General features: G+C 57.3%; 10 protein-coding genes. 7 read left to right on the plus strand and 3 right to left on the minus strand.

The window, feature by feature from the left end; all coding sequences use genetic code 11:
* Positions 1 to 32: 32 nt before the first annotated feature.
* The 4 genes from I3V23_12670 (at position 33) to I3V23_12685 (ending at position 6,728) form a co-directional block, all read left to right on the plus strand.
* Complete coding sequence (locus I3V23_12670) at positions 33 to 881, plus strand: ABC transporter permease (protein QPI85376.1); 849 nt, start codon at positions 33 to 35, stop codon at positions 879 to 881.
* Position 882: 1 nt separating this feature from the next.
* Positions 883 to 1,719: an ABC transporter permease gene (locus I3V23_12675; GenBank protein QPI85377.1), complete on the plus strand. Its 837-nt coding sequence runs from the start codon at positions 883 to 885 to the stop codon at positions 1,717 to 1,719.
* Between the two features lie 4 nt (positions 1,720 to 1,723).
* Positions 1,724 to 2,365: an aspartate/glutamate racemase family protein gene (locus tag I3V23_12680; GenBank protein QPI86834.1), complete on the plus strand. Its 642-nt coding sequence runs from the start codon at positions 1,724 to 1,726 to the stop codon at positions 2,363 to 2,365.
* Positions 2,366 to 2,651: 286 nt separating this feature from the next.
* Positions 2,652 to 6,728, plus strand: coding sequence for a hypothetical protein (locus I3V23_12685; protein ID QPI85378.1), 4,077 nt, complete (start codon positions 2,652 to 2,654; stop codon positions 6,726 to 6,728).
* Positions 6,729 to 6,765: 37 nt separating this feature from the next.
* Here I3V23_12685 and I3V23_12690 read toward each other — a convergent pair whose 3' ends face one another.
* Positions 6,766 to 7,395 carry a trimeric intracellular cation channel family protein gene (locus tag I3V23_12690; GenBank protein QPI85379.1) on the minus strand — a complete coding sequence of 210 codons (630 nt, stop codon included), beginning with the start codon at positions 7,393 to 7,395 and terminating at the stop codon, positions 6,766 to 6,768.
* 162 nt (positions 7,396 to 7,557) lie between these two features.
* Between I3V23_12690 and I3V23_12695 the strand changes: the two genes are divergently transcribed.
* A complete protein-coding gene (locus tag I3V23_12695) occupies positions 7,558 to 8,721 on the plus strand; it encodes an NADH:flavin oxidoreductase/NADH oxidase (GenBank protein QPI85380.1) in 1,164 nt (387 codons plus the stop codon).
* Between the two features lie 2 nt (positions 8,722 to 8,723).
* On the opposite strand, the gene I3V23_12700 is transcribed toward I3V23_12695, so the two are convergent.
* Positions 8,724 to 9,608: a DMT family transporter gene (locus tag I3V23_12700; protein QPI85381.1), complete on the minus strand. Its 885-nt coding sequence runs from the start codon at positions 9,606 to 9,608 to the stop codon at positions 8,724 to 8,726.
* Positions 9,609 to 9,979: 371 nt separating this feature from the next.
* On the opposite strand from I3V23_12700, the gene I3V23_12705 reads away from it, so the two are divergent.
* Positions 9,980 to 11,263, plus strand: a complete 1,284-nt coding sequence (locus I3V23_12705; GenBank protein ID QPI85382.1) for a DEAD/DEAH box helicase — start codon at positions 9,980 to 9,982, stop codon at positions 11,261 to 11,263.
* 97 nt (positions 11,264 to 11,360) lie between these two features.
* Complete coding sequence (locus I3V23_12710; protein ID QPI85383.1) at positions 11,361 to 12,365, plus strand: Gfo/Idh/MocA family oxidoreductase; 1,005 nt, start codon at positions 11,361 to 11,363, stop codon at positions 12,363 to 12,365.
* Here the strand turns inward: I3V23_12710 and I3V23_12715 are convergent.
* A complete protein-coding gene (locus I3V23_12715; protein QPI85384.1) occupies positions 12,362 to 13,738 on the minus strand; it encodes an 8-oxoguanine deaminase in 1,377 nt (458 codons plus the stop codon). The genes I3V23_12710 and I3V23_12715 overlap by 4 nt on opposite strands.
* Positions 13,739 to 13,777: the final 39 nt, after the last annotated feature.

The following is a 13,777-nucleotide window of genomic DNA, read 5'->3' on the forward strand; positions in this document are numbered from 1 at the left end:
CCAAAACCACCCCATAACCAAAGTGTTCCCAGATGACCAAACAAGTCACCGCATGGATACAAGCGGCCCCGATGGCGGCTGTTCTCTTATCCTTCCTTGTTGCGCCGATTGTCATGATTGTGATTGTCAGCTTCTGGGGCGCGACCGAATATTCAATTTACCCTGCTTTTCAATTCGACAATTATGAATTCCTGTTCGGGTCATCCGTGACCTACAGGGTCTTTCTCAATACATTCAAATATGCCTTGATCACTTGGGCCTTCACCCTCGTGATCGGGTTCACTGTTGCCTATTATCTGGCCTTTGAAATCCGCAGCCTCAAATGGCAAATTGCGCTCTTTTTGCTCTGCACCATCCCATTTTGGACATCCAATATCATCCGTATGATTTCGTGGATTCCGTTTTTGGGGCGAAATGGCCTAGCCAATTCTACACTGATCTCATGGGGTGTTATTGACGAGCCCCTTGAATGGTTGCTGTTCAGCGATTTCAGCGTGATCTTGGCCTTTGTGCATCTCTACACGCTGTTCATGGTCGTACCAATTTTCAACACGATGATGCGCATTGATCGCGCCCTGATTGAGGCAGCGCGAGATCAAGGGGCCAGCGCGTGGCAGAGTTTGACCCATGTGATCATCCCACTGTGCAAGCCTGGCATCATGATTGGCACCATTTTCGTCACCACGCTTGTGATGGGCGATTTTATCACGGTGCGCTTTATGTCGGGCAGTCAACGCGCCAATGTGGGGCGCCTGATTTCCAATGACATTAACCTGCTGCAATACCCTTCGGCCTCTGCCACGGCGGTGGTCTTGCTGATCACTGTCTTGATCGTCATCGGCCTGTTGTTGCGTCTTGTCGATATTCGAAAGGAGCTGTGAGATGGAAAAGCGCAGCCGCAGCTTTTATCTGCTCTCCGCCTTTTTTGGCCTTTTCGTTCTGTTCCTTTACGGCCCAATTTTGACCATTGGCATCCTCAGCTTTCAGGGGCCAGAGGGGGGGCTGACCTTCCCAATGCGCGGTGTGTCGCTCTATTGGTTTTACGATTTGTTCGAAGAACAGGCCGTAGGGGATATTTGGGGCAGCTTCCGCCGCTCCTTGGCCTTGGGTTTGATGGTGATGGTGACGACTGTGGTTGTCTCGGTTTTGGGCGGGCTTGCCTTTCGCAAGAAATTCGCAGGCTCCAGCTTACTGTTTTATCTCTGCATCGCCTCGCTCGTGATCCCTTCGATCCTGATTTCATTGGGTGTTGGGCTGATCTTCAACCAAATTGGCCTGCCCGTGCATTGGGCCAGTTCTGGCTTTGGCAGCCAACTGACATGGACATTGCCCTTTGGTCTTTTGATCATGTTTGCCGTCTTTAACCGTTTCGACAAAAGCTATGAGGAGGCGGCGCGTGACCAAGGTGCGACCGCGTGGCAGACATTTGCCCATGTGGTCTTGCCGATTATTGCCCCATCCTTGATTGGTGTTGCTCTGTTTGGCTTCACGCTCAGCTATGATGAATTCGCACGCACCCTTTTGACTGCAGGCAGCTACAATACCCTGCCGCTTGAAATCTTTGGGATGACCACGAATGTGACAACGCCTGTGATCTTTGCGCTTGGCACGCTGACCACGGTATTTTCCTTTTGCATAATTGGGGTGTTTTTCCTTGCTGTTTGGCTGTTCTCACGGCGCAAGGATCATTCTTCTGATGCAGGTCAGGGGATGGTTTGATCCCATGCGCGTGTTCCTGATCAACCCCAACAGCACCGAGGCGATGACGCAGACCGCCCTTGCGGCTGCACAGCGAGCGGCCCCAGATTTGGTGTTTGAGGGGTGGACATCGCATCTTGGCCCGCCCGCAATCGAAGGGCCCGAGGATGGCGCGCGCGCTGTGCCGCCTTTGCTGACGCTGATTGACCAAGCGGCCGCACAAGGGGCAGGGGCGATTATCATCGCCTGTTTTGACGATACGGGCCTTGCAGAGGCCCAAGCGCGGGTCAGTTGCCCCGTGATTGGGATCGGCCAAGCCAGCTTTGTCATGGCGCAGCTCAGAGGTGGATCAAGTGCCGTGATCACGACTGTTCCCGAGGCCATCCCCGTGATCCAAGAAAACCTCCGTGCGCAAGGATTTGCGCAGACCATCAAGGTGGTAGAGGCGGCCAACACGCCTGTTTTATCGCTGACCGAAGATCCCGAATGGGCGGCTGCGCAATTCCTAAAACTTGCGCGCAATTTGCCCCAAGGCACCCGAAGCTTGATCCTCGGCTGTTCTGGGGCCGTTTCTATCATCGAGGCTTTATCCCGCGACCTTGATCTTGTTTTGATTGATGGGGTGACAGCCGCTGCACGACTGGCCACTGTTCTGCGCCCGTCTTGATGGTCGACCAATCCGCCGAAGGCAGTCCAAGGGTCTCAATCTGACAGATTGGCATGGCCCTATTTTTGGCCTCAAAACCGTCATGCATCGCAAATGACTCGGACATTTTATCGGCATATTTTCGATGCATTTGCGGTCTGTCATTCGTTAATAAGTTATTAAATTATGCTTGAAAATTAAATATTATTGTGAAATCAAAAGAGGTGATGCGCTCTCTTTTGAGCACGATTTTTTAACTATGGGTGCCCGGTGCTGCTTCAGCACCTACAAAATGTGGTGGTTAAACATGCGCGATCTTTCCCCTGTTGATGCGGCTTTCTCGGTTGTTTCTGGGCGCAGCTCTGTGGTTCGGGTGGCCGATTATGCGCAGATGGATGGGTTCTCCGTTATAGGGGCCGATGGCGCCCTAGATGGGGTCTCTTTCGTTGTCGTGCAGCGGGGCGATGATCTTGTTGTAATTTATGCCGATGGCACCGAAGTCATCATCGAAGATTACTTCCTCAGTAATACAATCGCGGTTTTTGATACGGGCGTCACACCTGTGGAACTCGGCCCCTTGGTCGAGCCTATTGGCACAATCGGTGATGACGCGCTCTATGGCTATAGCGGCCCCGTAGATGAGGTGCGCGCGATCATCCTAGATCGGGCTGATATCGCACCGCTTGAGCCGTTCCTCAGCGATGATGACGGGGGTATTGCATCTTTTGCGGGCAATCTGGCCGGTCTTGGTTGGGGTGGATTTGCCGCAGCCGCAGTTGCCAACGCCGTGAGTGGCAGCTCTGCGCTCTTGGGCGGTTTGGCTGCTGTGACCACCGTGATTTCGGGCAAGTTCGTGGCAGGCCCGATTGTTCCCGGCAATGGTCTTGTCGTGGATGTCTATGATGCTTTGGGCAATTTGTTGCTGTCCGATGTCCCGCTCGATGCGAATGGATCCTTTTCTGTCACCTTGCCTGGCACGGTTCCAAACGTCATTGCGATTTTGCGCGATACGAATGCCGCCCCAGATTACCGTGACGAGGCGACAGGCGGCAATGTTGATTTGAACGCCAATCTCGCAGGGATTGGGGTGGGCGTTCCGCAACCAGGGGGCACCACCACGGTGTCGCTCAATATCAACCCCGTGACCACAGTGGCCGCCCGCTTGGCGGGCGTTGGGGCAAATGGAACAATCCCTCAAGGCGGCATCACGCCCGAGGCGATCACGCAAAGCCTTGCGACTGTCCAAAACAGCTTTGGGGTGTCCGATCTCAACGGGGTTCCGCCGATTGATATTTTTGATCCCGACTTTAACGACACCGATGGGAATATCAGCGATGGCGAGCGGTATGGTCAGGTTCTCGCAATGCTGTCGGGGAAGGATAAGCTCAATGGTGGCAACCAACAAACGACAATTGATGAGCTTGTAACATCCCTTCAGAATGCGGGGGGCGACAGCACGGCGCAACAATCCGCAGTGCGGACAGAGCTGCTTGAAGGCGCGCGCGAGTTTGAATTCAACAACACCAGTGGCACGCAAACAGAGGCGGATCTTCTGGGCTCGCCCAGCCTTGGGGTTGAACGCACGCCAGAGGTCGGCACAGATGGCAACACAACTGAGCCGAGTTTTGCAAACCTTCTCGAGGATGCGTTGGAGGGCACCTCCACAGGCGATGGTGCCAACCCTAATGCCGATACGATCACGGGGTTTCAAACCCTTGTGGATACCGCCGATGCGGTTCAAGCCCTCGCCGCCCTCGATACAGGCGCGGGCATTCCGCAAGCGTTGATTGATCAACTGACCGAAGAAAACCTCACCGCTTTGGGCCTGACGGGCCTCACCGCCCCATCGCCCTATCTAGACCAATTCCTTGACGCCCTGCGCGATGTGGCGACCGAAGACGCGGATACGGTTCAGGAATTGCAGGATTTATTTGATGGTGTGGTCGCGGCAAATCTCTTGCCGCCCACGATCACGACCTCGAACGCGGATACGCTGTCGGGCACGGCCGAGCCGAACAGCACGGTCACGCTGACGCTGGCTGATAACAGCACGGTTACGGCAACGGCGGATGGGTCTGGGAATTATGCCTTCTCGCCGAACCCTGTGCCAAACGGGCAGACCGCGACCCTGACCGCCACCGATGCGGCGGGGAACGTCTCGGCCCCGACCACGGTTCCTGCGGTGGATGCGACCGACCCGAACCCGCCCACGATCACGACCTCGAACGCCGATACGCTTTCTGGCACGGCCGAGCCGAACAGCACGGTCACGCTGACGCTTGCAGATAACAGCACGGTCACGGCAACGGCGGATGGGTCTGGGAATTATGCCTTCTCGCCGAACCCTGTGCCAAACGGGCAGACCGCGACCCTGACCGCCACCGATGCGGCGGGGAACGTCTCGGCCCCGACCACGGTTCCTGCGGTGGATGCGACCGACCCGAACCCGCCCACGATCACGACCTCGAACGCCGATACGCTTTCTGGCACCGCCGAGCCGAACAGCACGGTGACGCTGACGTTGGCAGATAACAGCACGGTCACGGCAACGGCGGATGGGTCTGGGAATTATGCCTTCAGCCCGAACCCTGTGCCAAACGGGCAGACCGCGACCCTGACCGCCACCGATGCGGCGGGGAACGTCTCGGCCCCGACCACGGTTCCTGCGGTGGATGCGACCGATCCCACGCTCACCATCACGACCCCTATCGAGGGGGATAATGTAGTCAGCGCGGCGGAAGATAATGATGTGGTGGTGCAAGGCACCACTGATGCCGAAGACGGGCGGGTGGTGACGGTGGTCTTCACCGATAGCCTCAACGCCACGGTGACGGCGACTGCGACTGTCACGGGCGGCAATTGGAGCCTTGCGGGGGCCGATATCTCGGGCCTTGCGGAAGGGGCGATCAGCGTTAGCGCGACTGTCTCGGATGCCGCTGGCAATGCGGCGACGCCTGCCACGGCGACAGTGACCTTGAACAACACGCCGCCCGCAGCACCCACGATCAACCAAGGCATCACCGATCAAGCCAATACCGTCAGCGGCACAGGCGAGGCGGGGGCGACCCTGACGCTTTTCAACGGCGGAACCCAGATCGGCACGACCACAGTGGCCAGCGATGGAACCTGGTCGCTGATTACGGCGGCGCCGGTCGCCGATGGCGCGGTCCTGACCGCCCGGCAGACCGATGCGCAAAACAATGAAAGCCCGCTTGCGGCCGGGGTGACCACCTTTACCGATACTGATGGGGACGGCATCCGCAACTCACTAGATACCGATGATGATGGGGATGGGATCGCTGACGCAACTGAGCAGCCGCAGACAGTCTTTACGGAAAACTTCGACAATCTGACGGGCGATGTAGAAATCACCAGCACGGGAACGCCTTGGGTATTTACCGGCATTTCCGACACCGACTCAGGCGGCGGCACGCCGAATTCCTTCTACGCCTATCAAGGAAAATTGCAGTTCTTCCGCAATCCCGCGCAGCAAACCCTCACCCAGAATTTCACGGATATGACGGGCGGCAGCAGCATCACCGTCAATATGGCGATACGCAGCAGCCTGCCCAACAGCGCCACTTTGGAAATTCTCTATGAAGGTGTTGTCTATGCCACGATTGACACGACCACGCCGAACAATGTGGTGTTCTCCAATGGTGCCAGTGGCAGTTGGGGGGGCAGCACCGATCTTGCCACATTAAGCAATCTCGTGGTCAATTTGCCTGTTTCTGTTCCCAATTCTGGCACGGTGACCCTGCGCTACACGACCACTGCGTTTGACGCGGATGATATCGACATCAGTTCGATCACCGTCAGCAAACTTCCTGTGCTCGGAGATATCGATGGCGATGGCGTTGTGAATATCCGCGACCGTGACACCGATGGCGACCGTATCTGGGACGAGTTTGAACCGACCACCGATGGCGATGGCGATGGACGCCCCGATTACCGCGACACCGATAGTAATGGCGCGGGCGTGGGCGATGACACCAGCAATGCCAGCCTGACCGCGGCGCAGATCACCGCGCTCGAGGGGGGCGGGACCTATGCCAATGGTTTCATCCTGTTGTCCGAGGCCGTGACGCTTGATTTCACGGCGATCCCTGACAGTGGGGTTTTCACCTCGGATGTTGAATATATTGACATGCGCGATGGTGCGAACGCGCAAGTGGTGATCTTGAACGAGGCCGAGGTGATCAACCTGACCGATGGGAATAATGAATTGATCCTAATCGGTGACGGCAATGACAGCGTCACCGCAACTGGGTTCGTGGGTACGGGCAAGGATCAATCCATCGATGGGCGCAGCTTCAGCATCTATGAGGCGGGCACGGCGACCCTGTTTATTGATGATGAGATTGGCACGATCACATTGACCTAAGGTTGGGGGGGCGGGGGCTTCCTCCCGCCCTCTTGCCTTAAATATCCTCAGGGTCGCGTCCAGGGGTTGAGCGATAGGCGGGCAAACGCCAGCCGAATTTTATCGTGCCGCCGCGAATGCCAAAGGCCATGACAAAGCCAACCGCCGCCGCAGCCCAAGGTTCAAGGCCCGCCTTATTCAGTGCAACATATATCGCCGCGCCAATCGCACAGGCGGCGATATAGATTTCGCGCCGCAGCAAAACCGAGGCTTCGCGCGCAAGGATGTCACGAATGATCCCGCCAAGCGTGCCTGTCAGCATGCCCATCACAATGCCGATTGTGGCGGATCCCGTCACAATCAGCCCTTTATGGGCTCCAAATACCCCATAGGCCGCCAATGCCACTGCATCCAGCCAGAGCAGAATTTTATAGCGCGACTCCACAAAAGGGGCTGTGATGTAAATGACACCTGCCGTGCCCGCACAAATCAAAAGGTAAATCGGATTGCTGATCCAAAACACGGGCACATCCAAGATCAAGTCGCGCGCTGTGCCGCCCCCGATCCCCGTGACAGCCGCTAGGAAGAGGAACCCGATAATGTCCAACTGTTTGCGCGATGCGGCCAAGGCGCCTGTGGCTGCGAATAGGCCCACGCCCACGTAATCAAGGGTTTCAATCGAGGTCATCGGCGGCACGCTCCAGATATATTTTTTGCGATCTTAACGGCTCTTGCCGCGCTTCTAAAGGAGCACGCTTTTTGGTTTGTGATGAGATCACTTTACTTTCTCAGTCAAGCGCATAAGTCAGGGGCAACCCATTTCATCCAGTCTTATCATAGGCGGTCTGCTATGCACTTTGAGAGTAAATTATTTTCGCCCGTGACCCTGCGTGGCCTCACCTTGCGCAATCGTATCGTTCTCTCGCCGCTGTGTATGTATTCCGCACAGGATGGTTTGGCCTCTGATTTTCACGCGTCCCACCTGTCGGCGTTTGCGCGCGGCGGGGTGGGATTGGTCTTTACCGAGGCGACTGCGGTCGAGCCGCGCGGACGGATCACGCCCAAATGTTTGGGAATTTGGAACGATGCACAGGTGGAGGCGTTCAAACCCATCACGCGGTTCATCACTGAGATGGGCGCGGTGCCTGCAATCCAATTGGCCCATGCGGGGCGCAAAGCCAGTAGCGCCCCCCCATGGGGCGGCGGCAAGCCTGTCGCCCCCGATGACACAACATGGGGCGAGGGGGGGTGGCAAACGGTTGCGCCCTCTGGCCTGCCTGTAGCCGATGGGTGGCCAAGCCCCAAAGCGTTGGGTGTGGAAGAGATCGCGGGGCTGATTGCGGCCTTTGCCGATGCCGCAAAACGCGCGCTGGCCGCAGGGTTCAAGGTGATCGAAATTCACGGCGCGCATGGGTATTTGATCCATAGCTTTTTGTCGCCCGCCACCAATCAGCGCAATGATGCCTATGGTGGGGATCTTGAGGGGCGGATGCGCTTTGCCTTGGAGGTCAGCCGCGCGGTGCGCGCGGTTTGGCCTGAGGAACTTCCCCTGTTTTTCCGTATCTCTGCGGTGGATACAGGGGGGTGGTCGCTTGAGGATTCCGTCACGCTGGCCAAGGCGCTTAAGGCGATTGGGGTTGATGTGATTGATTGCTCATCAGGTGGGATTGCGGGCGCGCCTGCCTTCCGCGCCAGCGATGATGGGCGGCCTTTACCTGCAGGCGGACAGCGACCTTTGGGATTTCAGGTGCCCTATGCCGAGGCGATGGAGCGCGAAGCAGGTATTGCTGCCATGGCGGTTGGACGGATCGTGGACGGGCAGCAGGCTGAGGATATCCTGCAAGAGGGGCGCGCCAGTTTCATCGCCTTGGGGCGGGAATTGATGCATGATCCGTTTTGGCCCCTTCACGCCGCCGAGGCCCTTGGCGAGGCGGATGCCTTTTCGCTCTGGCCTGAACAATATCGGTGGGCCATCGTGCGCCGTGCCGAGCTTGGACAGTATCAGGCCGGGTGACCTCAGGCCCTGCGGTCAAACAGCCCCGATGCCAACACCACGCCGGCAGCCACCAAGATCACACCGATTAATTTGATCAGGGTAACAGTTTCGCCCAAAAACAGCGCGCCCCCGATTAAGGCGAGAACGGGGGTCAACGCGCCAAAGGCGGCGGTTTGCGCCGCCCCCAATTGGCGCACCGCTATGGCATAGAGAACCAAAGCCAAGACCGCGATGAGCACGCCTTGCAACAGCGCCATGACTAGAAAATCGCGCGGGCTTACGCCCGCAAAGCTGACATTCCCTGAGAGGGCCAAAAATGGCGCCACGGCCAGGGTTCCCCAAAATAGCCCAATTACCAAACCATGCAGGGGCGTGAATCCGCTTTGTTTGAAATAGACCGAATAGATCGCCCATAAAAAAGACCCAGAGAGAAACAGGATATGCCCCCGCCATGCGCCATCTGCGCTGCCATGCAAGACCTGCCACAGCCCCACCATCAAAGCCCCGATAAAGATCACGATCAATCCGATCAGTCGTGGCTTTGAGGGCTGCTCACCCGTCATGACGACCATAACAAGCGCCGTCCAAAACGGCAGCATTCCCGGTGCCAAAACCCCCGCATCCGAGGCAGGCGCAAAGAATAGGCCCATTGAAACGATGTAGGGGAAAAGCGCACTGGCCCCTAGACCGAGCATGACTGCACCAATCACGCTTTGCCCGCGGGGGATCACGCCCAATTTCAACATCAGCGGGATTGTGACCAAAAACCCAGTGCCAAGGCGCAGAAGCAACACCTCCTCTACTGTGAAATTCGTGCTGACGGCAAACCGCGTGCCGACCAGAAACACGGCCCATATCGTGACAGTCGCCAATGCGACGAAAAGACCTTTGAGGGGAAGGGTCATTGGCGGGTGTCATCCATCATTGCAAAGGGGTTTTCCGCGCGGAAACTGCGCAACCCGACCATCGCGCGGATTGTGGCCCAAATGCAAGGGGTGGGGTGCATAGCGGCTATGCACCAATCACCGCTTGACTTCTCATCTCAGATACACGAGGTGCAAGGCCTGCACCCGCGTGATCGCGTGAGAGAGTTGTGCCCGACAGACGGGCCGAGCGGGGCATCACCACTCAGTATCCCAACACGCAGGGTTCCTGATACAGCGATAGGGTGGCGGGAAGGCCAATGTCGTTGTGAACCCGAAACGGCTGCCGATCATTTGGCGGCCAAACGGCTTTGTGCGCGCTTTGCACAGGGCTTTGTGAAAAGGATATCTCTTTGTTTGATTTCGATATGCTGGGACTTGAGCCCACATTGAACGCGGCGTTGAAGGCCGCAAACCTGTCCGAACCCACCCCGATCCAGAACCAAGCCATTCCTTTGGCCTTGGAAGGGCACGATATTATGGGTCTGGCGCAAACAGGCACAGGCAAGACGCTGGCCTTCGGTTTGCCGCTGATCAACCATTTGTTGGGCAAGCAGGGCAAGCCTGAACCAAAAACCGTCAAGGCATTGGTGCTTGCGCCAACGCGTGAATTGGTCAACCAAATCGCAGACAGCCTCAAGCCTCTGACGGCAGGGTCCAAGTTGCGGGTTCATTCTGTGGTGGGGGGGCAATCCATTCCCAAGCAGATCAACCTTCTTGCGCGCGGCACTGATATTTTGGTGGCAACACCCGGTCGCTTGATTGACCTGCTCAATCGCCGCGCGGTTGATCTCAGCCAAACGCGCCATCTGGTTTTGGACGAGGCCGATCAAATGCTTGATCTGGGCTTTATCCATGCGCTGCGCCAAATCGCGCCGCATTTGGCAACCCCGCGCCAAACCATGCTGTTCTCGGCCACCATGCCCAAGCAGATGGAAGAATTGTCGAGCGCCTATTTGAACAACCCCCGCCGTGTTCAAGTTTCGCCTCCAGGAAAAGCGGCAGATAAGATCACGCAGTCGGTGCATTTTGTTTCTAAGGGCGATAAACCCGCCAAACTGCGCGAAATCCTGAGCCGCGATTTGGACGCGCTGACGCTTGTTTTTGCGCGCACAAAACATGGTGCGGAAAAGCTGATGAAAGGCTTGGTTGAGGATGGCTATAAGGCCGCATCGATCCACGGCAACAAAAGCCAAGGTCAGCGCGATCGTGCCATCAAACAATTCCGCGCGGGTGAGATCACTGTGTTGGTCGCAACCGATGTTGCGGCCCGTGGCATCGATATCCCAGGTGTGGCTTATGTGGTCAATTATGATTTGCCAGATGTGCCTGAGAATTACGTCCATCGTATTGGCCGCACGGCCCGCGCAGGGCGCGAGGGAGAGGCAATTGCCTTTTGCGCCGCTGATGAAATGGATTTGCTGCGCCAAGTGCAAAAGCTGATGAAACTCGAAATCCCCGTGGCCAGCGGCAGCGCGCCCGAGGGGGCCGAGCAAGGTGGCGGTCGTCCCCATCGCGGCGGCCCTCGCCGTGGCTTTAAGCCAAAGGCCAATGCAGGGCATGGCGCGGCGGATGGAAAACCGCGTCATCGCCGCCGTGGCAAACCCGCCCGCGGGCCACGCCAAAAGGCAGCATAATCTTTAAAAAAGGGGGCCATGCGCCCCCTTTTTTCTTTGCACCCCCGTCCTTCGGGGTTTAGCAAAAGCACCACAGTGTTTCGTGGGAGGGGACAAGATGGTGGTGCGTGTGGCGGTCATTGGCGCAGGCGTGATGGGGGCGGATCATGCAAAGATCATCGCCCAAGATGTGCCGAATGCCTGTTTGCAACTTGTCTGCGACATGGATGGCGCGCGGGCGCGCGCCGTGGCCGATGCGACAAGTGCGGTTGATTGCACAGATGACCCCGAAGCCGCGCTGTTGCGCGAAGATATTGATGCGGTGATTATCGCCTCGCCCGATTTTACCCATGCAGCTTACACCAAGACGCTGATTGCACGCGGCAAGCGGGTTTTGTGTGAAAAGCCCCTAAGCCAAAAGATTGACGAATGTTTGGATGTGATGGCCGCCGAACAGGCGACAGGTTCGCCCCATATCATGGTTGGCTTCATGCGCCGCTATGATCGTGCCTATTTGGATATGCGCGAAGCCCTTGCCAAAGGTGTGTTGGGGCGGGCTTTGATGATGCATAACTTTCACCGCAACCTCGCCACGCCTTATCCCAGTTTCACGGGGGCCATGGCGATTACCAATTCCGCGCCGCATGAGTTTGACATCGCGCGGTATCTATTGGGGGTGGAGGTGACCACGATCACCGCCCATCAGCCTAAGCGCAGCGATGATGTTGTGGCGCCCGTGGTGATGGTTCTGGAAACCGATGATGATCAATTGATCACAGTCGAGGTCAACAACAACGCCGCCTACGGATATGATGTGCGCGCAGAATTGGTGGGCGAGCTTGGCAGTATCTCAACCAACAAAGTGGCGCATTCCCGCCTTGATGCGCGACTGAGTTCGGCGATCCGCTATGACGAGGATTGGCGCGGACATTACCATGATGCCTATGTCGCCCAAAATCGAGATTTCATGGGATTTGTGCAAACGGGTATTTTGCCAGAAGCGGCTGCCAGCACATGGGATGGCTATGCCGCCGCCCTTGTTGCGGATACAGGCGTGCGTGCCTTGCACTCAGGCGTCAAAGAGCGGGTTGAAATGATCAAAAAACCCGCCTTTTACGCTTAGGCCCGTTCCATCAAATCGCGGGTCATGGCCGCGTGATTTGCCAAGAGTTTGCTCATATCCATGCTGACCAACTGCCCCTCTGCAACAATAACCTTGCCGTTGATGATGGTGTAATTGGTCTTGCCCGAGCCGCAGAACAACAGACCTGCAAGGAGATCCCATTGCGCGCCTGCAAAATCGATGCCGCGTGTATCAAAGGCAGCAAGATCGGCGGCATAGCCCTTGGCAAGCACCCCAATATCATCGCGGCCTAGAACTGACGCGCCGCCACGGGTTGCCACCGCCAAAGCCTCGCGCGCGGTCATCGCATCGCCCCCTTTCATGACGCGCTGCAGCAGCATGGCTTGGCGCGCCTCATTGAGCATGTGGCCGCTGTCATTGGAGGCCGAGCCATCAACCCCAAGCCCCACCTTTACCCCTGCATCCAGACAGTGACGGACGGGTGCAATGCCACTGGCCAACCGCATATTCGAGCAGGGGCAATGCGCAATGCCCGTGCCTGTTCGTGCGAAGAGGTTGATCTCGCCGTCATCCAATTGAACGCAATGGGCGTGCCAAACATCGTGGCCTGTCCAACCAACCGCCTCGATATATTCACCGGGGCGCATCCCAAAGGTCGCAAGGCTATAATCGATATCCTCGACATTCTCGGCCAGATGCGTGTGCATCCCGACCCCGTAGCTGCGCGCCATAGTGGCGGTTTCGCGCATCAAATCCATGCTGACGGAGAAAGGCGAACACGGGGCCAAAGCTACCCGCCGCATCGCATAGCGGCTGGCGTCATGATGGGTTTCGATCAGGCGTTGGCAATCGGCCAGAATGGCGGGTTCGGCTTCGGTCAGACGATCTGGGGGAAGCCCCCCTTTGCTTTCGCCAATGCTCATCGAGCCGCGTGTGCCGTGAAAGCGTAAACCGATATCTTCGGCAGCGGCAAAGCTATCTTCAAGCCGTGCGCCATTGGGATAGAGATACAAATGGTCGGAGGAGGTTGTGCAGCCCGTCATCGCCAATTCCGCCATGGCCAAGGCCCCTGACCAATAAATATGATCTGGCCCGATATTGCACCAAATAGGGTAAAGGGTCTGCAACCAACCAAAAAGCGGTGCGTTTTGCGCCGCAGGCACGGCGCGGGTGAGGTTTTGGAACATATGGTGATGGGTGTTCACCATCCCAGGGATCACCACATGACCGCGCATATCAATCACGCGGTCTGCGCTTTGCGGCAGATCCGCGGTTTTTCCAACCGCCTCGATCACCCCGCCGCGTGCGAACAGCGCGCCATCGGTTATTTCATCGCCATAGGGCGCATCTGGGCGCGCCTCCATCGTGCACAGAAGATCTGCGTGTTTGATCAAAAGCGTCTCTTGCGCCATGGGCACCTCTTTTTGTGGGGTCTGCGCGACCCATGCAGA

The sequence above is a fragment of the Rhodobacterales bacterium HKCCA1288 genome (assembly GCA_015693905.1).
Classification (GTDB): domain Bacteria; phylum Pseudomonadota; class Alphaproteobacteria; order Rhodobacterales; family Rhodobacteraceae; genus M30B80.

Excerpts from the sequence above, each read along its gene's own strand:
- I3V23_12670 (QPI85376.1), top strand. The coding sequence starts at position 33 with ATGACCAAACAAGTCACCGCATGGATACAAGCGGCCCCGATGGCGGCT.
- I3V23_12675 (QPI85377.1), top strand. The coding sequence starts at position 883 with ATGGAAAAGCGCAGCCGCAGCTTTTATCTGCTCTCCGCCTTTTTTGGC.
- I3V23_12680 (QPI86834.1), top strand. The coding sequence starts at position 1,724 with ATGCGCGTGTTCCTGATCAACCCCAACAGCACCGAGGCGATGACGCAG.
- I3V23_12685 (QPI85378.1), top strand. The coding sequence starts at position 2,652 with ATGCGCGATCTTTCCCCTGTTGATGCGGCTTTCTCGGTTGTTTCTGGG.
- I3V23_12690 (QPI85379.1), bottom strand. The coding sequence starts at position 7,395 with ATGACCTCGATTGAAACCCTTGATTACGTGGGCGTGGGCCTATTCGCA.
- I3V23_12695 (QPI85380.1), top strand. The coding sequence starts at position 7,558 with ATGCACTTTGAGAGTAAATTATTTTCGCCCGTGACCCTGCGTGGCCTC.
- I3V23_12700 (QPI85381.1), bottom strand. The coding sequence starts at position 9,608 with ATGACCCTTCCCCTCAAAGGTCTTTTCGTCGCATTGGCGACTGTCACG.
- I3V23_12710 (QPI85383.1), top strand. The coding sequence starts at position 11,361 with ATGGTGGTGCGTGTGGCGGTCATTGGCGCAGGCGTGATGGGGGCGGAT.
- I3V23_12715 (QPI85384.1), bottom strand. The coding sequence starts at position 13,738 with ATGGCGCAAGAGACGCTTTTGATCAAACACGCAGATCTTCTGTGCACG.